Source organism: Aeromonas sp. TECH754 (assembly GCF_056279295.1).
In genome coordinates, this window is record NZ_JBWBRA010000001.1 from 4,199,770 (window position 1) to 4,226,538 (window position 26,769).

27 protein-coding genes and 3 tRNA genes are annotated in these 26,769 nt (G+C 62.0%); 22 read left to right on the forward strand and 8 right to left on the reverse strand.

The window, feature by feature from the left end:
* The first annotated feature begins 50 nt into the window (after positions 1-50).
* Both ACZ9IL_RS19215 and ACZ9IL_RS19220 read left to right on the forward strand, forming a co-directional pair.
* Positions 51-587, forward strand: a complete 537-nt coding sequence (locus tag ACZ9IL_RS19215) for a DUF2301 domain-containing membrane protein (protein WP_476004900.1) — start codon at positions 51-53, stop codon at positions 585-587.
* A gap of 67 nt (positions 588-654) precedes the next feature.
* Positions 655-1,359 carry an SDR family oxidoreductase gene (locus tag ACZ9IL_RS19220; protein WP_476004901.1) on the forward strand — a complete coding sequence of 235 codons (705 nt, stop codon included), beginning with the start codon at positions 655-657 and terminating at the stop codon, positions 1,357-1,359.
* Positions 1,360-1,431: 72 nt separating this feature from the next.
* Here ACZ9IL_RS19220 and ACZ9IL_RS19225 read toward each other — a convergent pair whose 3' ends face one another.
* Positions 1,432-1,980 carry a 2-amino-4-hydroxy-6-hydroxymethyldihydropteridine diphosphokinase gene (locus ACZ9IL_RS19225; RefSeq protein WP_476004902.1) on the reverse strand — a complete coding sequence of 183 codons (549 nt, stop codon included), beginning with the start codon at positions 1,978-1,980 and terminating at the stop codon, positions 1,432-1,434.
* Between the two features lie 140 nt (positions 1,981-2,120).
* Between ACZ9IL_RS19225 and cydH the strand changes: the two genes are divergently transcribed.
* The 4 genes from cydH (at position 2,121) to ACZ9IL_RS19245 (ending at position 5,760) form a co-directional block, all read left to right on the forward strand.
* Positions 2,121-2,213 carry a cytochrome bd-I oxidase subunit CydH gene (gene cydH, locus ACZ9IL_RS19230; protein ID WP_005306410.1) on the forward strand — a complete coding sequence of 31 codons (93 nt, stop codon included), beginning with the start codon at positions 2,121-2,123 and terminating at the stop codon, positions 2,211-2,213.
* A 103-nt stretch (positions 2,214-2,316) separates the two neighbouring features.
* The gene (locus ACZ9IL_RS19235) at positions 2,317-3,717 is read left to right on the forward strand and encodes a sensor histidine kinase (protein WP_476004903.1); all 1,401 of its coding nucleotides are present in this window, start codon (positions 2,317-2,319) and stop codon (positions 3,715-3,717) included.
* A 203-nt stretch (positions 3,718-3,920) separates the two neighbouring features.
* The gene (locus ACZ9IL_RS19240) at positions 3,921-4,430 is read left to right on the forward strand and encodes a hypothetical protein (RefSeq protein ID WP_476004904.1); all 510 of its coding nucleotides are present in this window, start codon (positions 3,921-3,923) and stop codon (positions 4,428-4,430) included.
* A 49-nt stretch (positions 4,431-4,479) separates the two neighbouring features.
* A complete protein-coding gene (locus ACZ9IL_RS19245) occupies positions 4,480-5,760 on the forward strand; it encodes a sigma 54-interacting transcriptional regulator (RefSeq protein WP_476004905.1) in 1,281 nt (426 codons plus the stop codon).
* A gap of 73 nt (positions 5,761-5,833) precedes the next feature.
* Here ACZ9IL_RS19245 and ACZ9IL_RS19250 read toward each other — a convergent pair whose 3' ends face one another.
* Positions 5,834-6,307 (reverse strand): DUF1097 domain-containing protein, encoded by a 474-nt coding sequence (locus tag ACZ9IL_RS19250; RefSeq protein WP_476004906.1) that lies wholly within the window; start codon positions 6,305-6,307, stop codon positions 5,834-5,836.
* A gap of 367 nt (positions 6,308-6,674) precedes the next feature.
* Here ACZ9IL_RS19250 and msrP point away from each other — a divergent pair, with 367 nt between their 5' ends.
* Together msrP and msrQ are read left to right on the forward strand one after the other, a co-directional pair.
* Positions 6,675-7,691, forward strand: a complete 1,017-nt coding sequence (msrP, locus tag ACZ9IL_RS19255) for a protein-methionine-sulfoxide reductase catalytic subunit MsrP (protein WP_476004907.1) — start codon at positions 6,675-6,677, stop codon at positions 7,689-7,691.
* Between the two features lie 171 nt (positions 7,692-7,862).
* Positions 7,863-8,531 (forward strand): protein-methionine-sulfoxide reductase heme-binding subunit MsrQ, encoded by a 669-nt coding sequence (gene msrQ / locus ACZ9IL_RS19260; RefSeq protein ID WP_476004908.1) that lies wholly within the window; start codon positions 7,863-7,865, stop codon positions 8,529-8,531.
* A 12-nt stretch (positions 8,532-8,543) separates the two neighbouring features.
* Here msrQ and ACZ9IL_RS19265 read toward each other — a convergent pair whose 3' ends face one another.
* Positions 8,544-8,795 (reverse strand): PepSY domain-containing protein, encoded by a 252-nt coding sequence (locus ACZ9IL_RS19265; RefSeq protein WP_476004909.1) that lies wholly within the window; start codon positions 8,793-8,795, stop codon positions 8,544-8,546.
* A gap of 63 nt (positions 8,796-8,858) precedes the next feature.
* Between ACZ9IL_RS19265 and ACZ9IL_RS19270 the strand changes: the two genes are divergently transcribed.
* The 4 genes from ACZ9IL_RS19270 (at position 8,859) to ACZ9IL_RS19285 (ending at position 11,934) form a co-directional block, all read left to right on the forward strand.
* Complete coding sequence (locus ACZ9IL_RS19270; protein ID WP_476004910.1) at positions 8,859-9,191, forward strand: PepSY domain-containing protein; 333 nt, start codon at positions 8,859-8,861, stop codon at positions 9,189-9,191.
* Between the two features lie 109 nt (positions 9,192-9,300).
* Entirely contained in the window at positions 9,301-9,957 is a 657-nt protein-coding gene (locus ACZ9IL_RS19275; protein ID WP_005306366.1) for an AHA_4052 family stress response regulator transcription factor, read from the forward strand.
* A gap of 37 nt (positions 9,958-9,994) precedes the next feature.
* Entirely contained in the window at positions 9,995-11,344 is a 1,350-nt protein-coding gene (locus ACZ9IL_RS19280) for a sensor histidine kinase (RefSeq protein ID WP_476004911.1), read from the forward strand.
* Positions 11,345-11,472: 128 nt separating this feature from the next.
* Positions 11,473-11,934: a hypothetical protein gene (locus ACZ9IL_RS19285; protein ID WP_042644464.1), complete on the forward strand. Its 462-nt coding sequence runs from the start codon at positions 11,473-11,475 to the stop codon at positions 11,932-11,934.
* 144 nt (positions 11,935-12,078) lie between these two features.
* Here ACZ9IL_RS19285 and torA read toward each other — a convergent pair whose 3' ends face one another.
* The gene (gene torA / locus ACZ9IL_RS19290) at positions 12,079-14,559 is read right to left on the reverse strand and encodes a trimethylamine-N-oxide reductase TorA (RefSeq protein ID WP_476004912.1); all 2,481 of its coding nucleotides are present in this window, start codon (positions 14,557-14,559) and stop codon (positions 12,079-12,081) included.
* 22 nt (positions 14,560-14,581) lie between these two features.
* Positions 14,582-15,712 carry a NapC/NirT family cytochrome c gene (locus ACZ9IL_RS19295; protein WP_476004913.1) on the reverse strand — a complete coding sequence of 377 codons (1,131 nt, stop codon included), beginning with the start codon at positions 15,710-15,712 and terminating at the stop codon, positions 14,582-14,584.
* A 349-nt stretch (positions 15,713-16,061) separates the two neighbouring features.
* On the opposite strand from ACZ9IL_RS19295, the gene ACZ9IL_RS19300 reads away from it, so the two are divergent.
* Positions 16,062-18,044 (forward strand): DNA topoisomerase III, encoded by a 1,983-nt coding sequence (locus ACZ9IL_RS19300; protein ID WP_476004914.1) that lies wholly within the window; start codon positions 16,062-16,064, stop codon positions 18,042-18,044.
* A gap of 85 nt (positions 18,045-18,129) precedes the next feature.
* On the opposite strand, the gene ACZ9IL_RS19305 is transcribed toward ACZ9IL_RS19300, so the two are convergent.
* Both ACZ9IL_RS19305 and ACZ9IL_RS19310 read right to left on the reverse strand, forming a co-directional pair.
* Complete coding sequence (locus ACZ9IL_RS19305) at positions 18,130-19,485, reverse strand: TrkH family potassium uptake protein (protein ID WP_476004915.1); 1,356 nt, start codon at positions 19,483-19,485, stop codon at positions 18,130-18,132.
* Complete coding sequence (locus ACZ9IL_RS19310) at positions 19,482-20,135, reverse strand: potassium channel family protein (protein ID WP_476004916.1); 654 nt, start codon at positions 20,133-20,135, stop codon at positions 19,482-19,484. Before ACZ9IL_RS19310 ends, ACZ9IL_RS19305 begins: the two co-directional genes overlap by 4 nt.
* 126 nt (positions 20,136-20,261) lie before the next feature.
* On the opposite strand from ACZ9IL_RS19310, the gene murB reads away from it, so the two are divergent.
* Positions 20,262-21,299, forward strand: a complete 1,038-nt coding sequence (gene murB, locus ACZ9IL_RS19315; protein WP_476004917.1) for a UDP-N-acetylmuramate dehydrogenase — start codon at positions 20,262-20,264, stop codon at positions 21,297-21,299.
* Positions 21,296-22,261, forward strand: coding sequence for a bifunctional biotin--[acetyl-CoA-carboxylase] ligase/biotin operon repressor BirA (birA, locus tag ACZ9IL_RS19320; protein ID WP_476004918.1), 966 nt, complete (start codon positions 21,296-21,298; stop codon positions 22,259-22,261). The genes murB and birA overlap by 4 nt, the downstream gene beginning before the upstream one ends.
* Before the next feature lie 62 nt (positions 22,262-22,323).
* Here the strand turns inward: birA and coaA are convergent, their stop codons facing one another.
* Complete coding sequence (gene coaA / locus ACZ9IL_RS19325) at positions 22,324-23,262, reverse strand: type I pantothenate kinase (protein ID WP_476004919.1); 939 nt, start codon at positions 23,260-23,262, stop codon at positions 22,324-22,326.
* Between the two features lie 262 nt (positions 23,263-23,524).
* Between coaA and ACZ9IL_RS19330 the strand changes: the two genes are divergently transcribed.
* The 7 genes from ACZ9IL_RS19330 (at position 23,525) to rplK (ending at position 26,765) form a co-directional block, all read left to right on the forward strand.
* Positions 23,525-23,609, forward strand: a tRNA-Tyr gene (locus ACZ9IL_RS19330).
* Positions 23,610-23,647: 38 nt separating this feature from the next.
* Positions 23,648-23,722: transfer RNA gene (locus tag ACZ9IL_RS19335), tRNA-Gly, on the forward strand.
* Between the two features lie 173 nt (positions 23,723-23,895).
* Complete coding sequence (gene tuf, locus ACZ9IL_RS19340) at positions 23,896-25,080, forward strand: elongation factor Tu (protein WP_042644447.1); 1,185 nt, start codon at positions 23,896-23,898, stop codon at positions 25,078-25,080.
* 52 nt (positions 25,081-25,132) lie between these two features.
* Positions 25,133-25,209, forward strand: a tRNA-Trp gene (locus ACZ9IL_RS19345).
* Positions 25,210-25,269: 60 nt separating this feature from the next.
* Complete coding sequence (secE, locus tag ACZ9IL_RS19350) at positions 25,270-25,641, forward strand: preprotein translocase subunit SecE (RefSeq protein WP_033130104.1); 372 nt, start codon at positions 25,270-25,272, stop codon at positions 25,639-25,641.
* Positions 25,642-25,650: 9 nt separating this feature from the next.
* Positions 25,651-26,202: a transcription termination/antitermination protein NusG gene (gene nusG, locus ACZ9IL_RS19355; RefSeq protein WP_050716659.1), complete on the forward strand. Its 552-nt coding sequence runs from the start codon at positions 25,651-25,653 to the stop codon at positions 26,200-26,202.
* 134 nt (positions 26,203-26,336) lie between these two features.
* On the forward strand, positions 26,337-26,765 hold the full coding sequence (gene rplK, locus ACZ9IL_RS19360; protein WP_042644444.1) for a 50S ribosomal protein L11: 429 nt from the start codon (positions 26,337-26,339) through the stop codon (positions 26,763-26,765).
* The last annotated feature ends 4 nt before the right edge of the window (positions 26,766-26,769 follow it).

A 26,769-nucleotide genomic window follows, 5' to 3' on the forward strand; every position in this document is an offset into this window, starting at 1 on the left:
CGATCATTTCGGTATAGTGACCGGCAGACATCTCACAGAGGCGACTCCGAATGGCGAATCCTGAAATTGAAAGCGAACTGGACGGCATCGACAAGGTCTCGGTCTGTCTCTATCGTCTCGGTCTGAGTCTGGCAGCTTTGCTGCTGTTGTGTCGAGGAGTTAGCTTGTTGATTGGGCAGGATCTTTTGCCAACACGGCTGTGGTTGATGGGGCTGGTGGTCGCGAGTGGTCTGTGCGGATTCTGCCTGCACATCTATGACAAACGGATCCGGTTTATCCTGCAGGGGCTGGGGTGGGGCGGCCTGCTGCTGGCTGCGTGCGGTGCGCCGGATGCCCTGCTGCTGGGGGCGGCCCTGGCCACATTGTCCGGCCTGGCCTTCAAGGAGCAATTCTGCTTCGCCATCCCGGGCATCCGGCTGTTGCCGCTGCTGCTGCCCCTGCTGTGGCTGCTGGAATGGGTCCGGCTGGAGTGGGCCGGTGCCCTGGTGGCCCTGGTGAGCGGCTTGCTGCTCTGCCTGCTATGCCTGGCCAAGTGGCGCATGCCCCTGCATTTCGATATCGGCGACCGCGGGCGTTATCAGCTTTAACCGATCTGCCCCGGCTGGCATGGAACAAGTGGACAGGGCCCGTGCGGCCTGACAACAAGGAGAGGGTATGCGTGCATTGGTGACGGGTTGTGGCCGTCGACTGGGTTTTTACCTGTGCGAGCAGCTGGTGGCCGCGGGTTGGCAGGTAACGGGCAGCTATCGCAGCGAACGGCCCGAGCTGGCGCAGCTGCGAGCCCTGGGGGTGGAGCTGGTACAGGCGGATTTTGCGAAAGAGGGGGATGTCTCACGGCTGATCGCGGCGCTGGCCGCCCACGAGGATCTGGCGCTGATCATCCACAACGCCTCGGCGTTTGAGCCACAGGCGGCGGAGCCGATGGCGCAGCTCGAGCAGTTCGAGCAGTTCTACCGGGTACACATGGCGGCGCCGTTCCAGCTCAACCGGGCGCTGGCGTCCCGGCTGGCGTGCCAGCCCAACGCCGGCATCATCCACATCACCGACATCTACATCCACGCTCCGGCGCCCCAGTTCGCCGCCTATGTGGCCACCAAGGCGGGCGCCCATTCGCTGGCCATGAGCTTCGCCCGCGAGCTGGCCCCCGCGGTGCGGGTCAATACCATAGAGCCCGGCCCCATCCTGTTTCTCGACGAGCATGGGGAGGCGTGGCGCCAGCAGGTGCTGGCCCGCACGCCGCTGGCGAAAGAGGGAGGATTGGCGCCCATCTGGCAGGCGGTCAGCCTGCTGATGACGAACGACTACATGACCGGGGCCAGCATCAGGGTCGATGGTGGCCGGGCCCTCGCTGTCATCTAGGCCGTCAGGCTGCCGACGACGAGGGAAAACGGAATCGGGTGGAGGCTGGCCGGCCCTTGGTCGTCACCCAGGTTACTGATGACGGGGTGGGACGGGACGGGGATCCACCGCCGGGGGCTGGCTGCCCAGCGCCTGGCGGTCATCGCCATGGGACCAGAGCTCGACGCTGCCGTTGCCAAAGAGTTGTTCGGCAAACACCTTGCTGGTCGGCAGGCGCAGCGCCACCCTGTGCGCCCGTACCGCGCCGTGCTGATACAGCTCGGCCAGCAGCTCGCCGAGATAGGCGTCCACCTCGGCCGTGGCGAAGCTGTCGTGAGGGCCGCTGGTCAGGATGTCGATGTCGAGCGGTCGGTCCGTCACCTTGCACAGCGGGTTGCTGCGATCCCGGCCGTGGGCCAGCTCCATGGTGACGAACTCGGCCTTCAGCTGGGCCGTCGAGAGCTCGCTCTCGACCACGAGCAGGCAGTTGAAGAAGTCGTGGCGCGAGCGCATGCCCACCGGCTTGGTCTGGATCACCGAGCTCAGACGCAGATGGCCGAAGCGTGCCAGCAGCTCGCCCACGGCCTGGCTGACGTGCTGGGCGGGGTCAAGATTCGATCCAATGCTACAGAGGTAGAACATGCTTTCCATTTCCTTGGGTTGGGCTCATCTGAAATATATACGCAGCTCACGGTTATCAGATTTACTATGAATTAACATAGTTTTATCTGTTGTGATCCCATTCTTGTGATCCAACGCTGATCGGCAGAAAAGGAGGTTGTATGAGTGTGGAGCTGAAATGGGCGCTGTTGACCGCCTCCGGGGCCCTGGCCATGATCCTGATCATCTGTGTGGTGTCCGTCGGTCTGGCGTGAAGCCTGATCCCGAATGCAATGGAACCGGCCAGTTGGCCGGTTTTGCTTTTTGGGGGAGTGCGGATATGCTGGCCCCCCAAGATGAAGCAAGAGACAGTTCGAGATGACCAAGGTACGGCCGCGTTCCCTGCTCCAGGTGGTATTGATGGGCTTCGTGCTGGTACTGATGCCGCTGGGAGGCATGATCTGGCACGACAGCCAGGCCCTCTCCCACCTGAGCCAGCTGACCAGCGACGAGGTGGAGCGCGCGGTCCGGGATACCCGCCGGGCGACTCTGCTCACCACCCAGGCCGTCGATCTGGAACGTACCCTGCGCCGTTATGCGGTGCTGGGAGATGCGCGCATTCTCGACACCTATCGCCAGCAGCTGGCGGGCTATCGCGAGCTGCTCGCCACCCATCGGCAATCCATCCCGGATGCCGCCGTCTATGCCGATCTCGAGACCACCCTGAGCTGGCTTGACAGCCTGCAGGAGCTGAGCAAGGCCAAGGCCGAGGCGACCAGCCCCCAGTTCGACCGATTCAACGAGTCCAACCAGCAGCTGGAGGTGATCACCCGCAGCCAGGTGGATGATCACGTGGTGCGGATGCGGGCGGCCATCGCCGAGCTGAGAACGGAGATCTGGTGGATCAGCGGTTTCGTGGCAGTGCTCAGCCTGCTGCTGATCCTGCTGTTCACCTACCTTATCATCCACCCCGTGCGTCAGATTGAGTCGCGGATCCTGAGCCTGGGCGCCGGTATAGAACCGGACCCGCGGCCAGTGGACGGCCCCGCCGAGCTGGTGCTGCTGGGGGAGCGGATCGGCTGGCTGCACGACAAGTTGAAGGAGCTGGAGCAGCAGAAGTATCAGTTCCTGCGCCACGTCTCCCACGAGCTGAAGACGCCGCTGGCGGTGCTGAGAGAGGGGGCGGATCTGCTGTCTGAACAGTTGATGGGGCCGCTCAACGGCGACCAGCAGGAGATCTGCCAGATGCTGGAGGAGAACAGCCGCCGGCTGCAGACCCTGATCGAGCGCCTGCTCGACTTCAACCGCCTCAGCCAGCAGGAGGCGTTCAGCCTGGTGCCGGTGCCGCTGACGCCCTTGCTGCTCGAACTGTCGGCAGAATACCGCTTGGCGCTGGAATCCAAGCAAATCAGTGTACACTTGCCGTCCGAGCCCATCATCCTGCAGGCTGAGCCCTATCGCCTGCGCCTCATCCTCGACAACCTGTTTTCCAACGCGGTCAGCTACGGCGCCAAGGGCGGTCGGGTCTGGATCCGCGCCGGTCAGGATGCCAATGGCAGCTGGCTGGAAGTGGCCAACGAGGGCCCCAGCATCCCGCTGGCCGAGCGGGAGCGGATCTTCGAGCCGTTCGAGCAGGGCAGCACGGTGCGCCATGGCCTGTTGAAAGGCTCCGGCATGGGCCTCTCCATCGCCCGCGAATCGGCGATGAGCCTGGGGGGCGAGCTGAGGCTGATCGACGACGAGCAGGCCGATGTCTGCTTCCGGCTGGAGCTGAAATAGAGCCCGGGGCGCCAGCGACGGCTGGGTGGACCACGACATTGATTGAAGACGAGCAAGCTGTTGTTTGCGTTCAGATGGATCTGCCGTGAGGCCCGAGATGAGACGACCCTGGGTGTCGGCGACGAGCCCGGATGAGGCCATGACATCGATTGAAGACGAGCAGGCGATGCCTGCGTTCAGCTGGATCTGAAATGAAGCCCATGATGAAACGATTTATTGTTCCCGTATTGATGATGAACCTGCTCGCAGGCTGCTCCCTGCTGCCGACCTCCGGTCTGACGGACCCCTCGGATCAGGCTGTCGCCAAGCGAATGGAATTTGCCAACAAAGAGATGCAGGTACGCCTGCAATACTCGGACTGGCTGCTGGCCAGCCACCCCCAGCAACGGGTGCAGGAGCGCCAGCGTCTGAGCGGTGCCACCGATCTCGAGAGCCGGGTCAGCCTGGCCATGGTCAACACTCATCCGTCCGAATCGGTGGCGAACCGCCGGGCCGGGCTGGATCGGCTCAAGTCCCTGCTGCCCGAACTCGGGCTGGATGCCCAGGCCTTCCTGCGCAGCTGGATCGCCCTCGGTGAGGAGCTGCTGGCCCGCGACAGCCAGCGCGATGATCAGAGTCAGGAGGTGCAGCGACTGCGCCGCCAGATCGAACAGCTCACCGCCATCGACGAGCAGCTGAATCAGCGTAAGCTCAATGGTGGGGCCAAGCCATGACGACCGGGATGGCGGCCAATGCCGCCCCGGGCGCGGAAGGAGTACAAGCATGAGTCGCATTCTGCTGGTCGATGATGATGCCAGCCTGCTCAAGCTGATGAGCATGCGCCTGCGCAGCCAGGGTTACGAGGTGGACACCGCCGACAGCGCCGAAGGGGCGCTGGACAGGCTGCGCCAGCAGCGTGCCGATCTGGTGCTCAGCGATCTGCGCATGGGGGGCATGGACGGGCTGGCGCTGTTCGAGCGGATCCAGGCTCAGTGGCTCGGCATGCCGGTCATCATCATGACCGCCCACGGCACCATCCCGGATGCCATCCAGGCGACCCGCTCCGGGGTATTCAGCTTCCTCACCAAGCCCATCGACAAGGATGAGCTGCTGGTCACCATCGAGCATGCCCTGAGCCTGACCCGCCCCAAACAGCAGCAGGAGTGGCAGTCACTCATCCTGACCCGCAATCCGCAGATGGAGCAGTTGCTGATCCAGGCGAGCAACATCGCCGCCATGGAGGTGCCGGTGTTGATTCTGGGGCCTTCCGGCTCGGGGAAAGGGGTGATGAGCCAGGCGCTGCATCAGGCCAGCAGCCGACGGGACAAGCCGCTGCACACCATCAACTGCGCCGCGTTGCCTTGGCCGGTGCTGGATCTGCAACTGTTTGGCGAAGACGGCCAGTCCGGTCTGTTTGCCGAGGCCAAAGGCGCCACCCTGTTCCTGGACGAGATAGGCAATCTGTCGGAGTCGTTGCAGGCCAAGTTGCTGCAGGTGCTGGCGGAATACGGCCAGGGTACCGCCGAGGTGCGGGTCATCAGCTCCAGCCATCAGGATCTGGTCACGGCCATGGAGGAGGGGCGGTTTCGGGAGGATCTCTTCTATCGCCTCAACGTGGCGAACATCACCCTGCCACCCCTCAGCGCCCGCAGCGAGGACATACCGCTGCTCGCCCGTCAGGCGCTCGACGATTATCGCAGCCGCCATGACAACTGCGCCGCCCTCGGCTTCTCGCCGGAGGCGCTGGCCCTGCTGGCGGCAGCGGCCTGGCCCGGCAATGTGCGCCAGCTGTGCGGGGTGGTGGAGCAGCTTGCGAGCCTCTGCTGCAGCCCGGTGATCGGGGCCGCCATGGTGGAGTCGGCGCTGAGTGGCGGGGTCGGCGGCATCCCCTCGTTCAACGAGGCCCGCGCCGAGTTCGAGAAGGAGTATCTGATCCGCCTGCTGCGCACCACCGAGGGCAACGTGACCCTGGCGGCCAACATGGCGGGGCGCAACCGTACCGACTTCTACAAGCTGTTGAATCGGCACAGCATAGAAGCCGCCAATTTCAAGCTGAAGAGCTGATCCGAAGGGCGGAAAGCAAACGGCCTGACCACGGGGGTGGTCAGGCCGTTTTGCTAATCAGCACCGGGCAGGATCAAGCGGGATCGGTGACGCCCGGGGTGGCCTGGGTCTTGCGGGAGAGCCAGAGCCCGCTCGCCTTCATCAGGTAGCCAAACAAGGCACCGATGACGAGGGAAGGCAGGATCAGCCGCCACTCTCCGGCTGCCCCGAAGGTGGCACAGCAACCGGCGAAGGTGCCGGGGATGTAGCCGAGCCAACGCTGCTTGGCCTGGGCGCACATCAGCGTCGCCACCACCCCTGTCATCAGATAGCCCGCCATGCCGGCTCCCCACCAGTGTTCCCCGTGGATCAGCAGCAGCGCCCACAGCATGCCGCTCGCATTGCACAGCAAGGTTTGCAGCAGCGCCTTGTAGCCGCCGCTCGAAGCGAAGTAGCTGGTGCAACCGAGGAAGCCGACCCAGGAGATGAGGCCGAGGGCGGCTGCCAATCCGCCCCAGACGGCGGAGAGGATCCCGGTCGTGATGGCGATGGCGATCAATGGGCTCATGGCATGACTCTCAGTGGTTGAATTTGGAAAAGCAGGCAGCCTACCCCTCGGAGTGGGGGCGGCAAGCAGGGGCCGGATTGTGTGTGATCTTGGTCACTCTTTTCAACTCGGGAATACGCTTGCGCTCGCGAAAAAAATTCATTGGTGGCGTCTTGAGCCCTGGACCATAGTTAGAGGCCCTGTCCTGCTCATGGAGTGAGTCTGATGGTGCCAAACGTGATCGTTCCTCTGCTGGTGTTCATCCTGCTGTTCCTGGTCGGTACCATGGCCAAGGCGCTGCCGCTGCATCAGATGATGTAATCCCTTGAAATAAAACCTCGCCGGGGCCGGTCTTATGAATGTTGCCTCACAGCCCCGGGAGTTTTTCATGTTTATCAAGCACTCGAACCCTCTTCATCCGACCGAACGGGATGTCACCCCGGAAGCCATCTATCAGGATCGCCGCCTCATTCTCAAAGGCTTGGGACTGGGATTGGGGGTGGGTACCGCCAGCCTGGCCTTCCCCGCTCAGGCCAGTCTGCTGGACCTGTTCTCCACCGAAGAGCCGGCTCCGGCTCCCGCCACCAAGCCGCTCAACTACAAGGCCGCGACCCGGCCGGACGGGGTGACTCTGACGCCGCTGGAGAAAGCGACCACCCACAACAACTTCTATGAACTCGGTACCGACAAGGGGGATCCGGCGCGCAATGCCCACTACCTCAAGCCCGAGCCCTGGACCCTGAAGGTGGAGGGGGAGGTGGCCAAGCCCTTCACCTTGGATGTGTGGGATCTCATCAACAAGACCGAGCTGGAGGAGCGCATCTACCGGCTGCGCTGCGTGGAGGCCTGGTCCATGGTGCTGCCCTGGAGCGGTATCTCGCTGGCCGACCTCATCCGCCGCGCCGAGCCGACCAGTCGGGCCAAGTTCGTGGCGTTCGAGACGCTCTACGACCCCAAACAGCTGCCGGGACAGGCATCCGACAGCCTCGGTGGCGGCATCGACTATCCCTATGTAGAGGGACTGCGGATGGATGAGGCGATGCACCCGCTCTCCTTCCTGGCGATGGGGCTCTATGGCAAGACGCTGCCGGCCCAGAACGGGGCGCCGATCCGGCTGGTGGTGCCCTGGAAGTACGGCTTCAAGAGCATCAAGAGCATCGTCTCCATCCGGCTGGTGGAGGAGATGCCGCCGACGACCTGGAATCTGCTGGCACCGAACGAATATGGTTTCTATGCCAACGTCAATCCGCAGGTGGATCACCCGCGCTGGAGCCAGGCCAGCGAGCGCTTCATCGGCGAGGGGGGCATCTTCGTCGCCAAGCGCCAACCCACCCTGCCGTTCAACGGCTACGGTGACGAGGTGGCCTCGCTCTACCAGGGCATGGATCTGCGCAAATGGTATTGAGAACCAGCGCACGCTCTTACTGCGAGGCCGTGATCAAGGCTCATGCGCTGCTCGGAATCCTCACGTATGTCTATACGCTCCGGTTCCTGCGCTGCTCTTCACCTTGCTTCCGACCTCTCGCGACAGATCGTGAACAGGTTCTTCAAGTGGACTAAAGAGGGAATCGAATTCATGGCACTGAGACTGACCAACCGTCACATCAGCATGCTGCGTGCGCTGGTGCATCTGGGCTCGCTGGGGTTCCTGCTCTGGCTGGGCTATGCGGTGCCGGCGGGGCTGCTGGGGGGAGACCCGGTACAGGGGCTGACCCACTACCTCGGCAAGGGGGCGCTGCATCTGCTGTTGCTGACCCTGCTCATCTCGCCGCTCGCCAAGCGCTGGCGACAGGGGCAGCTCATCAAGCTGCGCCGTCCCCTCGGGCTCTGGTGCGCGGCCTGGGCTGGTTTGCACTTCATGGTGTGGCTGGGGCTGGACCTGCAGTTCGACTGGCGACTGATCGGCGGCGAGCTGGTGAAGCGCAGCTACATAGTGGTGGGGGCGACGGCCTTGCTGCTGCTGGCGGCGCTGAGTCTGACCTCGATCCCGACCCTGTTGCGGGCCATGGGGCCGAGCTGGCAGAAGCTGCACAACTGGATCTATGCGGTGGCCCTGCTGGTGCCGATCCACTACTGGTGGTCGGTCAAGAGCGGCTGGCAGGAGCCCCTCATCTACCTGCTGCTGGCCTGCGCCCTGTTGGTGCCGCGGCGTGACAAGCTGTTGCGGCCCTGGCGACAGTGGCAGCAGAAACGCCAGCGCTTGAAAGAGACCAGTGCCCCGCTCGGCGGCATGGATCGCACCTGACAAAAAAGAGGCCTAATCGGCCTCTTTTTGCTGGGTGATTTCCCCGGTGTAGGCATCGACGCTGAGCCGCACCTTCTGCTCCTTGGCATCGAAGGTGCTGACCTCGAATCTGTCACCTTCCAGCTCGACTTCCCGAATGTCGTGGTAACCTTGTGCCAGCAGCATCTTGACCAGCCCCGGCATGTCGAGGCGCGTCTGCACCGCCCAGCCAAAGGTGGAAAAGAGACAAAGGATCAGCAGGATACTGCGTGGGATCATATTCATTCCGGATTCATGGCTGGCACACTATAAACGGCATTATGTTAGGTTTTGAGAGATGAATCATCCATGAATAGAGCGCTGCCCCTGTTTGGACTGCTGCTGCCGTTGCTGGCGCAGGCGGTCCAGCCGAACGAGGCCTTGCTGCAGCAGGCAGTCAGCGAGGGGCGGATCAGACCTTTTCATGAGCTGATGGAGGTGGCTTCCCGCCTGCCGGTGCGCGTACTGCGCGTCGACCTGGGAGAGGAAGATGGTGTCTGGTTGTATGAGCTCAAGCTCATCGACAGCGAGAACAGTGTGATCAAGGTGGGCTACCGCGCCGACAATCTGGAGATGGTGTGGCTAAAAGGGCATCATCTGGAGCGTTTATTTGAGCCTCTCCCGCCACCGGAAGAAGAGTGAGGCCGAGTGGCTTCCACCGCCGCCAACGCGGTGACTCAGGATCTGTGTCGGCAGACTGGCATTGCGTCGATGCTGCCGCTAGCAACAGCCCCCATTTTGGATGAAAACCATGCGCATTCTGATAGTTGAAGATGAGAAAACCCTGGCGGGCCAGCTGGCCGAACAACTGCGCCTGTCCGGTTTCGTGACCGATCTCTGCCACGATGGCAACGAAGCCGGCTTCCTCGGCGAGACCGAACCCTATGACGCCATCATCCTGGATCTCGGCCTGCCGGGCCGGGATGGCCTGAGCGTGCTGAAAGAGTGGCGCAGCAAGGGGATCGACACCCCGGTGCTGGTGCTGACCGCCCGCGGTCAGCTGCACGAGAAGATCGAGGGGCTCAACGCCGGTGCCGACGATTACCTTACCAAGCCGTTCCAGGTCGCCGAACTGGTGGCCAGGGTCCATGCCCTGGTGCGGCGGGCGGCGGGCAATGCCAGCTCGATCCTCGAGATCGGCGGGGTGCGGCTCGACATGGCGGCCTCCCAGGTCTGGTACGAGGGCACCCCCATCAAGCTGACCGCCCACGAGTTCCGGGTGCTGGGCTACCTGATGCAGCACAGGGGCAAGGTGGTGTCGCGCAGCGAGCTCATCGATCACATCTATGCCCAGGATTTCGACCGCGACTCCAACACGGTGGAAGTGTTCATTGGCCGGATCCGCAAGAAGACCCATGCCGATCTGATCGAGACGGTGCGCGGTCTTGGATACCGGATCAACGAATGAGCCAACAAGGGGTGAGAGTCGCACGGAGAGCCGCTGAATGAGGCTGGTGCGTACCCTGCGGGGGCGGTTGGTGGTCATCGCCATGGTCTGGTGCGGTCTGTTCCTGTTCGCTACCGGCTTCAGCCTGCAGACCATGATGCGCAACTACTGGCAGGAGGCGGAGGCCGATGGCCTGCGGTTGCAGCTCTACGATCTGCTCTCTCGTCTCGAGATCCAGCCCAACGGTCTGCCTCTGGCCACCGAGCCCATGGCAGACCCCCGCTATCTGCAACCTTACTCCGGCTACTACTGGCAGCTGGAATTGGGAGGGGAGGTGATCAGTCGCTCCCGCTCCCTGTGGGATGCCCATCTGGACACCCATGGTCTGAAGTCGGCCTTCGGTGATCCGGACTTGTTCGTCGGCAAGGGGCCCAACAAGGAGCCGCTGCTGATCATGACCCGCACCATACTGCTGCCGGGTTCGGATCGGGTGTTTACCCTGGCGATGGCCAAGGACAGCAGCGCCCTGACCCAGACCCTGAAGAAGACCCGCATCAGCCTGTTCCTGGGATTGGGCTTTGCCGCCACCGGCCTGGTGCTGGGCTTCATGTTCCAGATCATCTATGGCTTGCGACCGCTGCATCTGCTGCGCCGTGAGCTGAGTCGGGTGCATCAGGGCCATCAGGAGGGCTTCCGGCTGCGCTACCCGCTGGAGATCCAGCCGCTGGTGGAGGACATCAACCGGCTGCTGCACCACTACGGCGAGCTGCTGCAGCGGGCCCGCTCCCACACCGGCAATCTGGCCCATGCCCTCAAGACGCCGCTCAGCATCATGCGCAATCAGGTGGCCCAGTTGCCCCCCGAGGATCAGGCCGCCATCGGCGAGCAGCTCGACCAGATCCAGCGCCACATCGACTATCACCTCGGCAAGGCGCGGGTGACTGGCGCCGCCAAGATCCTGGGCGTCTCGACGCCGGTGCGGGCGCGGGTGGAGTACATCTGCCGCGCCTTCTCCCGCCTCTATCCGGGCAAGGAGGTGGACTTGCAGGTGCCGGCCAACCTGGCGGTCGGGGTGGAGGAGCAGGACTTCGACGAGATGGTGGGCAACCTGCTGGAGAACGCCTTCAAGTGGTCCCGTCTCCAGTTGCGGATCTCCAGCGCCGAGCTGGGGGGCTGGATCACCCTGCGCATCGAGGATGACGGCCCCGGCATGAGCGAGGATCAGATCGCCAAGGCGGTGCTGCGCGGGGTGCGGCTCGACGAGAAGGTGCCGGGCTCGGGCCTGGGTCTCAACATAGTGTCAGACCTGGCGGAAGCCTACAGAGGCAGTCTCATCATGGGACGAGCGGAGCTGGGCGGTCTTGCCGCTTCTTTGTCGTTGCCCAAGGTCGCCAGGGTGGAGAGCTAGCAACGCCGTCTCATCATGCGACAGGCTACATGCCGGACTGTCTTGCCCTTTGTCGCTGCCCAAGGTGGCATGGGTCGAGAGCTAGGCTTAAGATATGGTCCTTATTTCAAGTGGTAGGAAGGGTAGCAATGACTGACGATCCATGGGCACTGTGCCATCTCGATGATTCATTCGATGCCTCGGTGCTGGGCACCAAGGGCGCCCAACTCCAGTGGTTCGAGGACAGGGCATCCTTGATCGAATTCTTGCTGGAAGACTTCGTCGAGCTGCTGGCCGACGCGGGTGAGCTGGATGAGGATCAGACCGAGAGTGCGCGCGAGCGCTTCACCCTGCTGGTGGAGCAGAGCCAGGATGATCGCGGTCTGATGGATGCCATCAACGATCTCGCTTCCGGCCTGCGCCGCATCGCCTGGCTGGGGCCGCTGTCCGAGCTGGCGGAGATCAGCGACGACTTCGCCAGCGGGCTGCGTGCCTTCTTCTGGACCCAATACGATGGCGATGAGGACGATCCCGAAGCCTGGGTGCCGGAGGATCTCTGGCCGCAGCTGGTGGAATGTGCGGAAGAATATATGGTCGAAGGCGATTTCTAATCGATGAGTGACATGTATTTTGCTAAATACTAGCGAACTATATGGTGAAACTAAGAGCTGCTGAACGGCTCTCGGACCTCCACAACAGTGATAAATAAAAAAACGGCGCCAAAATGGCGCCGTTTTTGTTGGTCAACCGCTCACTCAAGCGTTGGCGGGGACGGCATGGGCGGTGTTGAGCAGTTCGGGCCCGCTGTACTTCTCGATCTGCAACTGGGCCATGTGACCGCAGTTGCCCTGGGCCAGGCTGGAGGAGCCCTCGTCGAAGGTCAGGCAGTTGATGTTGCCGTTCTTGCAGATGGAGCCGACCTCGCCCGGCTTGGCCGGATCGAACCAGGCCCCCTCGCAGACGCGCACCACCCCGGGGCGGATGTCCTTCGATATCAGGGCGCCCACCAGGATCTGGCCGCGCTCGTTGAAGGCGCGCACCAGGTCCCCTTCCACTATGCCCCGGGCCTTGGCGTCGTCCGGGTGGATCAGGATGGCCTCCCGATCGGCGACGGCGAACTTGTCCCGCAGCGGCGTGTTGTCCAGCTGGGAGTGCAGCCGCTGGGTCGGGTGGGAGGTGTTCAGCGACAGCGGATAACGGCCGGCCTGCTCGCCTTTGGTCCACTCCTTGGGCTCATACCACTTGGGGTGGCCGGCACAGTCGGCATAGTTCATGCCAGCAATGGTATTGGAGAAGATCTCGATCTTGCCGGACGGGGTGCCGAGCGGGTTGAGCAGCGGGTTCTCGCGAAAATCGGCGTGACGGATCCACTGGCGATTCGCCTCCGGGATGGGGAAGCGGATGTAGTTGTTGGACTCCCAGAACATGTTGAACGGCGGCAACGCCACCTTGGCGCCCCGTGCCTGGGCGGCCATGCCGTCGTACATCTGCTTGAGCCACAGGGTCTCGTCCTTACCCTCGGTATAGGCCTCCTGCAGGCCGAGCTTGGCGGCGACGGCGCTGAAGATGTCGAAGTCGTTGCGTGCCTCGTGCTGGGGCGGTACGCACTGGTGCATGGGGAACACGTAGCGCTGGGAGTAGTCACCCCCCATCTCAAGATCGTTGCGCTCGTAGCTGGTGGTCACCGGCAATACTATGTCGGCGTGCTTGGCGGTGGCGGTCCAGTAAGGCTCGTGCACTATCACCGTCTGCGGCTTGCGCCAGGCCTGCAGCAGGTTGTTGGTGTCCTGATGGTGGTGGAAGGGGTTGCCGCCCGCCACGTACACCAGCTTGATGTCCGGGTAGGTCAGCTTGCGGCCGTTGAAGTCGATGGTCTTGCCGGGGTTGGCCAGACAATCGGCGATGCGGGCCACCGGGATCGGCGCCGGGCTGTTCTGCGGTGCATTGCCGGCCGAGATGCCGGCCAGGATACCGCCCTTGGCGGTCGGGCTGCCGCCGGAGGAGTAGTGGTAGCTGAAGCCGTAGCCACCCCCCGGCAGGCCGATCTGGCCCAGCATGGCGGCCAGGGTGACCAGCATCCAGTTCGGCTGCTCGCCGTGATGCTGCCGCTGCATGCCCCAACCCGCCATGATCATGGTGCGCTTGGATGCCATGTCGAGGGCCAGCTGGCGGATCACCTTGGCCTCGACACCGCAGATGGTGGCGGCCCACTCGGCGCTCTTCGGCTGGCCATCGTCCTTGCCCAGCAGGTAGGCGAGGAACTTGTCGAAGCCGACGCTGTAGCGATCGAGGAAGGCCTGATCGTGTTTCTGCTCGCTATACAGGGTATGAGCCACCCCCAGCATCATGGCCACGTCGGTGTAGGCGTTCGGCGCTATCCACTCGGCCCCTGCCAGCTTGGCGGTCTCGTTGTAGACGGGATCGATGCTGATGATGCGGGTGCCCTTTTCTTTCAGCGCCTTGAAGCCGGCCTGACCCTCGTGATCCGGCATGTTCCAGCTGTTCTTCAGGGTCACCTGGGCGTTGACCCCCCACAGCACCACCAGTTCCGCGTGTTCGACCACGTTCGGCCAGGCGGTCTGCTGCTCGTACACCTCGATGGAGCCCATCACATGGGACATGATCACCTGGGCCGCGCCGGTGGAGTAGTCGCCAGCGTAGCCGGTGAAGCCGCCGGAGAGGTTCATCAAGCGGTGCAGCAGGGTGCGGCTGTTGTGGAACATGCCCACGCTCTTCCAGCCGTAGGAACCGGCGTGGATGGCCTGGGGCCCGAAATCGGTCTGCACCCGCTTGATCTCGCCGGCGACCAGGGCGATGGCCTGCTCCCAGCTCACCCGCACCCATTCATCGGCACCGCGCAGCTCGGGGCTGGCACCGGGGCCATGCTCCAGCCAGCTCTTGCGCACCATGGGGTACTTGATGCGGTTCTTGGCATGAACCTGGAACGGGGCCATGTCGATGAGATCGTTCGGCGCCGGGTCGTCGGCGACCGGTTGTACCCGCACCATGCGACCGTCGGCGACGATGGCCTCAAAGGCTCCCCAGTGGGCACCTGTGAGAATGCCCTTCTGGGCCGGCACCAGGGTGGGGAACTGCTCCAGCGCCGTGCTGATGGCCTGCGCCAGCGCATGCTTGGGGAAGATCCCGGCCAGCAGCGGCAGGGCGGCGCAGGCACCCAACCCCTTGAGCAGGCTGCGGCGGGACAGATTGGTGTCTTGGTCATTGAAAAAAGTCATAGGAAATTCCTCTGTTCCTGCCTCAGTGGGCCGCGCTCATGTCGCTGGCGTTCTTCTGCACGTATTGGGTCAGCATGCGGGCCTGCTCCGGGGTGAGAGAGGTGCGTGATTCCATGCCCTTGATGACGCCAATCCACTGGTTGGCATTGAAGTGATCCAGCGCGGTCAGGCCGTGGCAGCCGGTGCAGTTGTTGGACATCAGGGTGGAGGCGTATTGCCACAGCTTGCCCTGATCGCCGATGAGCTGGCTCTGATCCACCCAGGCAGTCAGCTTGACCTCATGCCAGGTGAGGTTGGTGGCGGCATCGGTCTCGCTCTTGCCGGTGACCAGCGCCTGCCTGGCGGCGTCGCCGACCAGCACGCTCAGGATCCGCTTGCCGGGGGCGGCGTAGAACACCTCGCTCACCCCGTCCTGTTGCCAGCCTTCGATCCGCACCTGGACGCGGCCGTTGTCGTTGGCCAGGATCTCGACCCGGGTGGATGGCATCAGGGTGCCCTCGTCCGTGCTGGCCTTGGCATCGAGGAACAGCGGCGTGGTGGCGATGGCATAACGGGTGGTGACGCTGGCCGGGGTCTGTGCGGCGGCGGCAGCCAGTTCACTGGCGCCGGCGGCGGCCAGCTCACTCATGTCCGGCATGATGTGGGCGACCCCGCGGTGGCAGTCGATGCAGGTCTGGCCTTCCTTGATGGCGACCGGGTGCTCGGCGCGCGCGTTCGGGCGCTGGGCCAGGATATCCATGGCGTCGTAGCTGTGGCAGCTGCGGCAGGTGGCCGAGTCGTTGGCCTTGAGCTGATCCCAGACGGTCTGGGCCATGTGCAGCTTGCGTGCCTCGTATTTCTCCGGTGTGTCGAGGGTGCCGAGGGCCTCGTGGTAGATATCTTTCACGGCGCGGATCTTGGTCCACAAGTAGGAGGCGGGTTCATTGGGGATGTGGCAGTCGGCACACTCGGCCCGGATCCCCTTCACGTTCTGGAAGTGCACGCTGCCCTGATATTCGGCGAGCGGGGTCTGCATGCTGTGGCAGGAGACGCAGAACTCGGTGGAGCTGGTCTTGTGCAGTACGGTAACGGTGACCCCCAGCGCCGCCACGCCCAGCAGGGCTCCGAGCAGCAGGAGCCAGAACCAGGACTTTCTCAACATTTTTCCAAGCATGGCGGCAGTTCCCTATGAATCGAGTATTACCAATATAGTAGTAGTTATGGTGAACGAGGAATTGACCTTAATTATGTTTTTTATTCTTTAATTGATATTAATTACGCTTTAAATTTTATTTAAAGCTTAAAGTATGAATTTAAATCGATTTCAAATCATTGACTTTGTTGGTTCGGCCTTATTTGACACTCATTTTGTCGGCAAAGCCATATCCATAGTGTTGAAAATGGTGCGGCACCTAACGTGACGCGCTCTGTGACCAGGGCTGGGCCCTGAGCGGGCAGGGCTTGGGATTTACAAAAGGCTCGATATATACTGTTCACATATACAGTATTCAGGTGTGCCAACCATGCGACTCTTTATCGCCGAGAAACCCAGCCTGGGCCGCGCCATCGCCGACGCCCTGCCCAAGCCCCACAAGAAGGGGGAGGGCTTCATCGAGACCGCCGGGGGCGACGTAGTGACCTGGTGCATCGGTCACCTGCTGGAACAGGCGGAGCCCGATGCCTATGACGCCGCCTACAAGCAGTGGCGCATGGAGTCGCTTCCCATCATCCCCGAGCAATGGCAGTTGGTGGCCAAGCCCAAGACCAGGACCCAGCTCACTGCCATCAAGCGGCTCATCAAGCAGGCCGATTGCGTGGTGAATGCCGGTGACCCTGATCGGGAAGGGCAGTTGCTGGTGGACGAGGTGATCGATTTTCTCGGCTATCCGAAGGCCAAACCGGTACAACGCTGCCTCATCAGCGATCTCAACCCGCCGGCGGTACGCCGTGCCCTCGACAAGCTCAGAGACAACAAGGAGTTCGTGCCGCTGGCGGTGTCGGCCCTGGCTCGCAGCCGCGCCGATTGGCTCTATGGCATCAACATGACCCGCGCCTACACCCTGCTCGGCCGCAAGGGTGGCTGCAGCGAGCTGCTGTCGGTCGGCCGGGTGCAGACCCCGTTGCTGGGGCTGGTGGTGCGGCGGGATCTGGAGATAGACGCCTTCGTGCCCAAGCCCTTCTTCGAGGTGCTGGCCCAGGTGGTGACCCAGGGCAACGAGCGGTTCAGCGCCAAGTGGTTGCCATCAGAGGCCTGTGCTCCCTGGCAGGATGAGGAGGGACGGGTGCTCAACCGGGCGCTGGCCGCCAAGGTGGTGGAGCGGATCGGCGGCCAACCCGCGTTGGTGGAGGCGGTGGAAGAGCAGGCCCGCAAGCAGGCGGCGCCGCTGCCCTACAACCTTTCCAGCCTGCAGATCGATGCCGCCAAGCGTTTTGGCATGGATGCCAAGCGGGTGCTGGATATCTGCCAGGGACTCTACGAGCGCCACAAGCTCATCACCTATCCGCGCTCCGACAGCCGTTATCTGCCGGGGGATCACTTCAACCGGGCGTCCCAGGTGCGCGACGCCATCGCCGCCACCGCGCCTACCCTCGCCAAGGCGGTGAGCGAGGCAGACGGCAGCATCCGCAGCAAGGCCTGGAACGACAGCAAGGTCGATGCCCACCACGCCATCATCCCCACCGAGAAGCGGGGCAACGAGGCCAGCCTCAGTGCCGATGAGAGCAAGATCTACGGCCTGGTCGCCCGCCAGTATCTGCTGCAGTTCTACCCGCCGTTCGAGTACAACGACAGCAAGGTGCTGCTGCGCATCGCCGGTGGCCTGTTTCAGGCCAAGGCGCGGCGGATCCTCAAGGCCGGCTGGAAGGCACTGCTGGGCGTCGAAGAGGATGAAGACGACGAGGCGGGCACCCTGCCAGCCCTGCGCCAGGGGGAGCAACTGTCGTGCGAACGGGGCGAGCTGCTGGAGAAGATGACCCAGGCCCCCAAGGCATTCACCGATGCGACCTTGCTGGCCGCCATGACCGGCATCGCCCGCTACGTGCAGGATCCCGAGATCCGCAAGACCCTGCGCGAGACCGACGGCCTCGGCACCGAGGCGACCCGGGCCGGCATCATAGATCTGCTGTTCAAGCGCCGCTTCCTGGTGCGCCAGGGCAAGAGCATCAAGGCCACCCCCACCGGGCGGGCGCTGATCCTGGCGTTGCCTGCCAGCGCCACCACCCCGGACATGACGGCGCTCTGGGAGCAACACCTCGGTCAGATCGCCGAGCGTCGCGCCAGCTACCAGCAGTTTATGGGGCCGCTTACCGAGCAGTTGAATGGCCTTATCGAGGGGGCAAGGCAGGATTCCGGGGCCAGTTTCAGCTCCCTGCCCAAGGCGGCCGCAGGTGCAGACAAGCGTCGCTTTGCTCGCGGCAAGAGCAGCAAGAGCGGCGCCAGTGCGGGTACAGGCAGCACGCCCCGTAAAAGCACGGGCAAGAAACCCGCCAAACCCAAGGCGGCCTGAGCCGGGGGGGCGGCAGTAGTCGTAACATACAAAAGAGGGGCCACGGCCCCTCTTTTGTATTGTAATAACCACATAAAGTAGTGAGTTAGCCTGTATAAACCCCCTCTTCCGGGTAGCGGATCCGGGTCTCGCTCGGTCTGGCCAGCATCAGGGCCAGGGTGAGGGGGCCGAGACGGCCGCAGATCATCACCAGCACCAGGATGAACTTGCCCGGCGAGCTCAACTCGGGGGTGATACCGGTGGTGAGCCCCACGGTGGCGAAGGCCGAGATGGTCTCGAACATGATCTTGTCGAAGGATTGCTGCTCCGTGATCATCAGCAGGAACATGGCCAGCATCAGCACCATGGTGCTGACGATGATGATGGCCAGCGATCGGGTCACTATCTGGGGAGAGAGAGTGCGGCCGAAGGCGGTGACATGGGGCCGCTTGGTCAGGAAGGCCCTGGTGGCCAGCAGCACGACGGCGAAGGTGGTCACCTTGATGCCGCCCCCCGTCGAAGTGGTCCCGGCCCCGATGAACATCAGCATCATCATGAACAGCAAAGAGGCCGGCACCATCTGGCCGATATCGACCGTATTGAAACCCGCGGTGCGTGCCGTGGCCGACTGGAAGAAGGCCGCCAGCCATTGGCCTCCCATCCCGGCCTTGCCGAGGGTGCCCGGGTTGTTGTGCTCCAGCAGCCAGAACATCAGGGTACCCAGCAGCAGCAGGGCCGGCGTCATCAGCAGCATCAACTTGCTGTGCAGTTTGAGCTTGCGCCAGCGGCGGTTGCGCACCAGATCGACGATGACGGTGAAGCCGACCCCGCCGAGGATGAGCAGGGCCGGTATGGTCAGGCTGATGATGGGATCGTCCCGGTAGTCGATGAGGTTGTTGGCAAACAGCGAGAAGCCTGCGTTGTTGAAGGCCGACACCGCATGGAAGAAGCTGACGTAGAGGCCGTGTTGCCAGCCCATCTCCGGTACCCAGCGGATGGCCATGATGGCGGTGCCGATGAGCTGGGCTATCAGGGCGAACAGCACGATGCGTTTCACCAGCTGGATGATGTTGACCGAGCCCTCCTGACCGAGTGCCTCCTTGGCCAGCACCTGCTGGCGCAGGCCGACCCGCTTGCTGAACATGGCGATCAGCAGCAGTGTCATGGTCATCTGGCCGAGGCCGCCAATCTCCATCAGCATCAGCAGGATGATCTGCCCCTGCAGGGTGAAGGCGGTACCGGTATCCACCACCCCGAGGCCGGTCACGCTGATGGCCGAGGTGGCGGTAAACAGGGCATTGATGAAGGTGACCTCGCCATTGTGGCTGGAGGGCTGCACCAGGAACAGGGTGCCGACCATCAGGATGATGAGGAAGCTGCCCAGGATCAGCTTGGCCTCGCTCCAGCGAGAGTCGCTGTCCCGGTGTAAGGCGAAGGCGTAGTTGCTGCGCCAGTGGATCATAGGGTGTCGAGCCAGTGATCGATGGCGTGCTTATTGCCGGCCAGGATCAGGATGTCACCGAGCTGCAGCTCCATCTTGCCGGTCAGCACGTTGTGCAACACCTCGCCACGCTTGATGGCCAGCAACTGGAAGTCACTCTGTTGCAGCAGGTGCAGATCGCCGAGGGTACGGCTGTTTTGCTGCAGGCCGATGACGAACTCGGTCAGCACCATGTCGTGACCCAGCTCCAGGTAGTCGAACAGCCGGTTGTCCAGCATGCTCTGGGCGACCCGGCGGCCCATGTCCCACTCCGGGTTGATCACCTTGTCGGCGCCCACCTTCTGCAGGATCTTGGCGTGGAACTTGTCACGGGCCTTGACCCACACCTTCTTCACGCCCGCTTCTTTCAGGACGAGGGTAGTGAGGATGCTGGTCTCCAGGTTGTCGCCGATGGCCACGAAGACGATATCGAAGTTCGAGAGGCCCAGCTCGGCGACCGTGGCCTCATCGGTGGCATCGGCGACGATGACGTGATTGCACAGGGTGGCAATCTGGCGGGTCTTGACCTCATCGATGTCGATGGCCAGCACCTCGGCATCCTGGCGTTGCAGCTCCTCGCACAGGGCGCTGCCAAACAGGCCGAGGCCGATGACGGCAAATTGGTTGTTCATTCGTGCTTCCTCAACGGACTGAAGGAGTTACTCTACTCCAGCGAAATGAGTCCGAGAAGTACCCGGGTTTTTCGTCCCGGAGGATCTGGGGTAAACTGCCCCCTTGCTCTATGTCGGGACACGCAGATGAAACTCACCCCCCACGCCCCCTTGGTGGCCCTCAATACCCTGGGCCTTGAGGCTCACTGTCTCTGGCTGGCCGAAGTGACCCAGCTGGATGATCTCAGGCCACTGCTGGCCAACCCCGAGCTGGCGGCCCTGCCGCGGCTGGTGCTGGGGGGCGGGAGCAACATCCTGTTCTGCAATGACTTCGCCGGTCTGGTGGTGCAGAACAGCATGAAGGGCATAGAGGCGCAGGACCAGGGGGATCACTGGCTGCTGCATGTGGCCGCCGGTGAGCAGTGGCATCAGCTGGTGTGCCACGCCCTGCAGCAGGGCTGGCACGGGCTGGAGAACCTGGCGCTGATCCCGGGTACGGTCGGTGCTGCACCGGTGCAGAACATCGGTGCCTATGGGGTCGAGCTGGCCCGCTTCTGCGCCTACGTGGAGGCGTTCAACTGGCAGACGGGCGAGCTGGAGCGTATCGTGGCCGCCGATTGCCAGTTCGGCTATCGCGACAGCATCTTCAAGCACGCCTGCCAAGATTCCCACTTCATCACCGCCGTCGGGCTGCGCCTGCCCAAGGCCTGGCAACCGGTGGCGGGTTATGGCCCGCTGGCGGTACTCGGCGATGAGCCCACGGCGCAAGCCATCTTCGACACCGTCTGCGCGACTCGCATGGCCAAGCTGCCGGATCCCAACCTGCTCGGCAACGCCGGCAGCTTCTTCAAGAATCCGGTGGTGCCCATGGCGCTGGCGGAGGCGCTCAAGGCGCGGCATGCGCAGATGCCGCTGTATCCGGCCGGGGAGGGGCAGGCCAAGCTGGCGGCGGGCTGGCTCATCGATCAGTGCGGCCTCAAGGGCTTTGCCATCGGTCGCGCCGCCGTGCATCAGGAGCAGGCGCTGGTGCTGGTCAACCTCGGTGGAGCCAGCGCCATGGAGCTGATCGCCCTGGCGGCCCACGTGCGGGACAGCGTGGAGCAGAAGTTCGGGGTGCTGCTGGAGCATGAAGTGCGCTTCATGGGGCTCACCGGTGAGACCTGGCTCGACGAGGTGCTGGCATGACTCTCACCCCCATTCGGCAGACCCTTATCAGCCTGCTCAGCGATGGCCAGTTCCACTCTGGCGAACAGCTCGGCGAACAGCTCGGCATCAGCCGTGCCGCGGTGAGCAAGCACATGGCGGCGCTCAAGGATCTCGGGCTGGACCTGTTCAGCCTGACCGGCAAGGGCTACCGGCTGGCGGTGCCCATGGCACTGTACGACGAGGCGCAGCTGCAGGCTCTGGCGCCCATGGCGCCGGTACATTGCTTCCCGGTGATCGATTCGACCAATCAATATCTGCTGGAGCGGGTCAATCAACTGCGCTCCGGCGAGAGCTGCCTGGCCGAATGCCAGACCGCCGGTCGGGGGCGTCGCGGCAAGCCCTGGGTCTCCCCCTTCGGCTGCCAGCTGATCCTGAGCATGTACTGGCGGCTCGAGCAGGGCATGGCCGCGGCCATGGGGCTGAGCCTGGCTGTCGGAGTGGCGGTGGTGGAGGCGCTGGAATCTCTCGGTTACCCGGGCGTCGAGCTGAAGTGGCCGAACGATCTCTATTATCAGGGCCGCAAACTGGCGGGCATTCTGGTGGAGATGAGCGGCAGCGCCGGCGCCAGCTGTCACCTGGTGATCGGCATAGGTCTCAATCTGGCGATGCCACAGCGGCAGGCCGAGCAGATCGATCAGGCGTGGTCAGAGCTGCGCCACGTCCAGGCCGAACTGGTGGATCGCAACCAGCTGGCGGCTTGCGTACTCCTGCACCTGCAACAGGCCATGGTCACCTTCGAGCAGAGCGGCCTGGGGAGCTTCGTCGATAGCTGGAACCGGCTCGACTACTTTGCCGAACAACCGGTGCGGTTGCTGATGGGGGAGCAGGTGATCCGCGGCATCGCCCGTGGTATCGACGATCGCGGCGCCCTGCGGCTGGAGACAGAGGAAGGGATAAAATTCTATCTGGGAGGAGAGATCTCCCTGCGCCGTGGCGACTGAGCCTTAGCAGACACCAAAAGCAGAGGGGGCCAACGGCCCCCTCTGCTTATTTACCCTGGCCATCACTTGCGCAGCTTGATCTGCTCGATGGCGTGCTCCTGGCCCTTGGTCAGGATCAGGTTGGCCCGCTCCCGGGTCGGCAGAATATTCTCTTGTAGATTCAGGTAGTTGATATCTTGCCATATGTTGTTGGCAATCTCTGTGGCCTCACTCTCCGCCAGCTTGGCATAGTGGTGGAAGTAAGAGTCCGGATCCGAGAAGGCGCCGCTGCGGAACTTGAGGAAGCGATCGATGTACCAGGTGCGCAGCAGCTCGGCGTCGGCATCCACATAGATGGAGAAATCGACAAAATCAGACACGAAGACTCGGTGGGGCTCCTGCGGATAGTCCATGCCGCTCTGCAGCACATTCAGTCCCTCCAGGATCAGGATGTCCGGTTGCTCCACCACCTTCTTCTCATCCGGCAGGATGTCGTAGATGAGGTGGGAGTAGACGGGCGCCTCGACCCGCTCGTGGCCGGCCCGGATCTTGGCAACAAATTCCACCAGGTGGCGGATGTCATAGGATTCCGGGAAGCCCTTGCGGCGCATCAGCCCGCGCTCTTCCAGCTCCTTGTTCGGGTAGAGGAAGCCGTCGGTGGTGACCAGCTCCACCCGCGGATGCTCTGGCCAGCGCTCGAGCAGTGCCTGCATGATGCGGGCAGTGGTGCTCTTTCCCCCCGCCACGCTGCCGGCGATGCTGATGATATAGGTGCCCTTGCCACGGGACTGGCCGAGAAATTGTTCCAGTACCCGGCTGCGGCGCTGCTTGGCCTTGACGTAGAGATTGAGCAGACGGGAGAGGGGCAGATAGATCTCTTCTACTTCCCGCAATGACACCTTCTCGTTGATCCCGCGCAGGGTATGCAGGTCGGTTTCAGTCAGGGTCAGGGGGACCGCATCGCGCAATAACGCCCATTGTTCGCGGGTGAATTGCAAATAGGGGTTATGCTCTGTCGTCATGATGTCATCACTGTTTCTTGGGCAGGGCGACCATACACCAAGGGATCGGGAGCGACAAGGGACGCGTCCGGTTCGGACAGGGAAGGAGCACTTTTTTGCATAGTTCCCGGCAATAATGCACATTTTGCCGAGTGCAATGGTTGCATCCCCAAAATCCTTACCATAAAATGCGCGACGCTTAGATGTCTGTCGCCTATTTGCCCGGCAAAAGCGATAAAAACAGCGGGTGCAAGCAGAATTACCGTTGTGGCATTTGTGCACTGGAGGGGTTCCCGAGCGGCCAAAGGGATCAGACTGTAAATCTGACGGCTCTGCCTTCGAAGGTTCGAATCCTTCTCCCTCCACCATATTTCTCTGCGGTTTGAGTTCTTTGGGTGAGAGAAATGCGGGCATCGTATAATGGCTATTACCTCAGCCTTCCAAGCTGATGATGCGGGTTCGATTCCCGCTGCCCGCTCCAAGATGCTGATATGGCTCAGGTAATTCTGAGAGCCACACCTTAGGGTGTGTTCGGCAATCGAACCAGCCTGTCAGCCTCCAGCTTCTCTACTCCCCCTGATTCAAATCCATCATATAAACTGTTCTGTGGTTAGCTTGCCACCGCGTACTCAGCGTTAGTTTAGAGGGACGATCATGTCTAAAGAAAAATTTGAGCGTAATAAACCGCACGTTAACGTGGGTACCATCGGCCACGTTGACCACGGTAAAACCACCCTGACCGCCGCCATCACCAACGTGCTGGCCAAGCACTTCGGTGGTAAAGCTTTCGCCTTCGACCAGATCGACAAGGCGCCGGAAGAGCGTGAGCGTGGTATCACCATCAACACCTCCCACGTAGAATACGACACCGCTGCCCGCCACTACGCTCACGTAGATTGCCCGGGTCACGCCGACTACGTTAAGAACATGATCACCGGTGCTGCCCAGATGGACGGCGCGATCCTGGTTGTAGCCGCGACTGACGGCCCGATGCCGCAGACTCGTGAGCACATCCTGCTGGGTCGCCAGGTTGGTATCCCGTACATGATCGTGTTCATGAACAAGTGCGACATGGTCGACGACGAAGAGCTGCTCGAGCTGGTCGAAATGGAAGTGCGCGAACTGCTGACCGAGTACGATTTCCCGGGTGATGACCTGCCGGTAGTCCGTGGTTCCGCGCTGAAAGCGCTGGAAGGCGACGCCGCTTGGGAAGAGAAGATCATCGAGCTGGCTGGCCACCTGGATACCTATATCCCGGAGCCGGAGCGCGCAATCGACCTGCCGTTCCTGATGCCTATCGAAGACGTCTTCTCCATCGCTGGCCGTGGTACCGTAGTAACCGGTCGTGTAGAGCGCGGTATCGTTAAAGTGGGTGAGTCCGTCGAAATCGTCGGTATCAAAGACACCGTGACCACCACCTGTACCGGTGTTGAAATGTTCCGCAAGCTGCTGGACGAAGGTCGTGCTGGTGAGAACGTTGGCGCCCTGCTGCGTGGCGTGAAGCGTGAAGACGTAGAGCGTGGTCAGGTTCTGGCCAAGCCGGGCTCCATCAAGCCGCACACCAAGTTCGAATCTGAAGTGTACGTTCTGTCCAAAGAAGAAGGTGGTCGTCATACCCCGTTCTTCAAGGGCTACCGTCCTCAGTTCTACTTCCGTACTACCGACGTGACCGGTACCATCGAACTGCCGGAAGGCGTTGAAATGGTAATGCCAGGCGACAACATCAAAATGGTTGTTACCCTGATCGCCCCGATCGCGATGGACGACGGTCTGCGTTTCGCTATCCGTGAAGGTGGCCGTACCGTAGGTGCGGGTGTTGTAGCTAGCGTAATCGCTTAATCTTGGCTTACATAAATAAAGCAAAGCCCCTATAATAGGGGCTTTCTTATGCAGGGGCGTAGTTCGAATTGGTAGAACAGCGGTCTCCAAAACCGATGGTTGCGGGTTCGAGTCCTGCCGCCCCTGCCATATACCTCGTCTCGTACGGGGCTTTTGTGTCTTTGGTTACGTCAGATACAGGTGGGTTGTATGAGTGTTAGTTCTGAGGGACAGGGCGGAAGCAAGGATACCCTGCTGTGGGGTCTGGTTTTCATCATTCTGGCGGCAGCTGTAGTAGGTAACTACCTGCTCCATGATGTTGTTGCCGCCGTTCGCGCCCTGGGTGTGGTCGTTGTCATCGCTGCAGCGGGTGCTGTGGCCCTGCAAACCACCAAGGGTAAGGCAACACTGGCATTCGCCCGTGAGTCACGCCTGGAAGTCCGCAAGGTCGTATGGCCGACTCGTCAGGAAGCCATTCAGACAACCCTGATTGTGCTGGCGGTGACCGCCGTGATGGGCCTGCTGCTGTTCATCCTGGACGGTGCCTTGGTGTGGTTGGTCAACCTGATTACCGGTGTGTAAGGAAAAGCCATGACTGAACAACGTGAACAACGTATGAGATGGTATGTCGTGCAGGCATTTTCCGGCTACGAAGGCCGGGTTGCCAAATCCCTGCGTGAGCATATCAAGATGCATGGCATGGAAGAGATGTTCGGTGAAGTGCTGGTCCCGACCGAAGAAGTGGTCGAGATGCGTGCTGGCCAGAAGCGCAAGAGTGAGCGCAAATTTTTCCCGGGCTATGTCCTGGTTCAGATGATGATGGATGAAACCACATGGCACTTGGTGCGTAACGTACCGCGTGTGATGGGCTTCATCGGTGGCACCTCCGATCGTCCGGCTCCTATCTCCGATAAAGAAGCGGATGCTATCCTCAATCGTCTGCAAGATGCCCACGACAAGCCGCGGCCCAAGACCCTGTTTGAACCGGGCGAAATGGTGCGGGTTGCCGATGGTCCGTTCGCTGACTTCAACGGTACCGTTGAAGAGGTGGACTACGAGAAGAGTCGCGTGAAGGTCTCTGTACTGATCTTCGGTCGCTCAACGCCGGTAGAACTGGATTTTGGTCAGGTCGAAAAAGGCTGATTAAACTCTGTACGTTTAACGGTTGTCAGGGGCAGCGAATATCTCTATAATTCGCTGCCCCTTTATTTGTTGGGGAGCCGTTTGCAGGAGCATGTCTCCGAGGCGTTAGAACCCATTTTTGAGGTATTTTTGTAATGGCTAAGAAAGTCACAGCTTATATCAAGCTGCAAGTTAAGGCTGGCAGTGCTAACCCCAGCCCTCCCGTTGGTCCTGCCCTGGGTCAGCACGGTGTTAACATCATGGAATTCTGTAAGGCGTTCAACGCTCGTACAGAGAAGCTGGAAAAAGGCTCACCGACTCCGGTCGTGATCACCGTTTACAGCGACCGTTCCTTCACCTTCGAAACCAAGACTCCGCCTGCTTCCTTCCTGTTGAAGAAAGCCGCTGGTATCACTTCTGGTTCCGCCAAGCCGAACAAAGACAAAGTTGGTAAGGTGACTGTTGCCCAGCTGCAAGAAATCGCCAAGACCAAAGAGCCGGATATGACTGGTGCCGATCTGGATGCAAAAGTACGTTGCATCGCAGGCTCCGCTCGTTCCATGGGCCTGGTAGTGGAGGATTAAGACA

Excerpts from the sequence above, each read along its gene's own strand:
- msrP (WP_476004907.1), top strand. The coding sequence starts at position 6,675 with ATGTTTATCAAGCACTCGAACCCTCTTCATCCGACCGAACGGGATGTC.
- ACZ9IL_RS19240 (WP_476004904.1), top strand. The coding sequence starts at position 3,921 with ATGAAACGATTTATTGTTCCCGTATTGATGATGAACCTGCTCGCAGGC.
- ACZ9IL_RS19235 (WP_476004903.1), top strand. The coding sequence starts at position 2,317 with ATGACCAAGGTACGGCCGCGTTCCCTGCTCCAGGTGGTATTGATGGGC.
- ACZ9IL_RS19310 (WP_476004916.1), bottom strand. The coding sequence starts at position 20,135 with ATGAACAACCAATTTGCCGTCATCGGCCTCGGCCTGTTTGGCAGCGCC.
- torA (WP_476004912.1), bottom strand. The coding sequence starts at position 14,559 with ATGACTTTTTTCAATGACCAAGACACCAATCTGTCCCGCCGCAGCCTG.
- ACZ9IL_RS19220 (WP_476004901.1), top strand. The coding sequence starts at position 655 with ATGCGTGCATTGGTGACGGGTTGTGGCCGTCGACTGGGTTTTTACCTG.
- ACZ9IL_RS19295 (WP_476004913.1), bottom strand. The coding sequence starts at position 15,712 with ATGCTTGGAAAAATGTTGAGAAAGTCCTGGTTCTGGCTCCTGCTGCTC.
- tuf (WP_042644447.1), top strand. The coding sequence starts at position 23,896 with ATGTCTAAAGAAAAATTTGAGCGTAATAAACCGCACGTTAACGTGGGT.
- birA (WP_476004918.1), top strand. The coding sequence starts at position 21,296 with ATGACTCTCACCCCCATTCGGCAGACCCTTATCAGCCTGCTCAGCGAT.
- nusG (WP_050716659.1), top strand. The coding sequence starts at position 25,651 with ATGACTGAACAACGTGAACAACGTATGAGATGGTATGTCGTGCAGGCA.
- ACZ9IL_RS19215 (WP_476004900.1), top strand. The coding sequence starts at position 51 with ATGGCGAATCCTGAAATTGAAAGCGAACTGGACGGCATCGACAAGGTC.
- ACZ9IL_RS19280 (WP_476004911.1), top strand. The coding sequence starts at position 9,995 with ATGAGGCTGGTGCGTACCCTGCGGGGGCGGTTGGTGGTCATCGCCATG.
- ACZ9IL_RS19300 (WP_476004914.1), top strand. The coding sequence starts at position 16,062 with ATGCGACTCTTTATCGCCGAGAAACCCAGCCTGGGCCGCGCCATCGCC.
- ACZ9IL_RS19265 (WP_476004909.1), bottom strand. The coding sequence starts at position 8,795 with ATGAATATGATCCCACGCAGTATCCTGCTGATCCTTTGTCTCTTTTCC.
- ACZ9IL_RS19225 (WP_476004902.1), bottom strand. The coding sequence starts at position 1,980 with ATGTTCTACCTCTGTAGCATTGGATCGAATCTTGACCCCGCCCAGCAC.
- rplK (WP_042644444.1), top strand. The coding sequence starts at position 26,337 with ATGGCTAAGAAAGTCACAGCTTATATCAAGCTGCAAGTTAAGGCTGGC.
- ACZ9IL_RS19270 (WP_476004910.1), top strand. The coding sequence starts at position 8,859 with ATGAATAGAGCGCTGCCCCTGTTTGGACTGCTGCTGCCGTTGCTGGCG.
- ACZ9IL_RS19275 (WP_005306366.1), top strand. The coding sequence starts at position 9,301 with ATGCGCATTCTGATAGTTGAAGATGAGAAAACCCTGGCGGGCCAGCTG.
- secE (WP_033130104.1), top strand. The coding sequence starts at position 25,270 with ATGAGTGTTAGTTCTGAGGGACAGGGCGGAAGCAAGGATACCCTGCTG.
- cydH (WP_005306410.1), top strand. The coding sequence starts at position 2,121 with ATGAGTGTGGAGCTGAAATGGGCGCTGTTGACCGCCTCCGGGGCCCTG.
- ACZ9IL_RS19245 (WP_476004905.1), top strand. The coding sequence starts at position 4,480 with ATGAGTCGCATTCTGCTGGTCGATGATGATGCCAGCCTGCTCAAGCTG.
- ACZ9IL_RS19305 (WP_476004915.1), bottom strand. The coding sequence starts at position 19,485 with ATGATCCACTGGCGCAGCAACTACGCCTTCGCCTTACACCGGGACAGC.
- msrQ (WP_476004908.1), top strand. The coding sequence starts at position 7,863 with ATGGCACTGAGACTGACCAACCGTCACATCAGCATGCTGCGTGCGCTG.
- murB (WP_476004917.1), top strand. The coding sequence starts at position 20,262 with ATGAAACTCACCCCCCACGCCCCCTTGGTGGCCCTCAATACCCTGGGC.
- coaA (WP_476004919.1), bottom strand. The coding sequence starts at position 23,262 with ATGACGACAGAGCATAACCCCTATTTGCAATTCACCCGCGAACAATGG.
- ACZ9IL_RS19285 (WP_042644464.1), top strand. The coding sequence starts at position 11,473 with ATGACTGACGATCCATGGGCACTGTGCCATCTCGATGATTCATTCGAT.
- ACZ9IL_RS19250 (WP_476004906.1), bottom strand. The coding sequence starts at position 6,307 with ATGAGCCCATTGATCGCCATCGCCATCACGACCGGGATCCTCTCCGCC.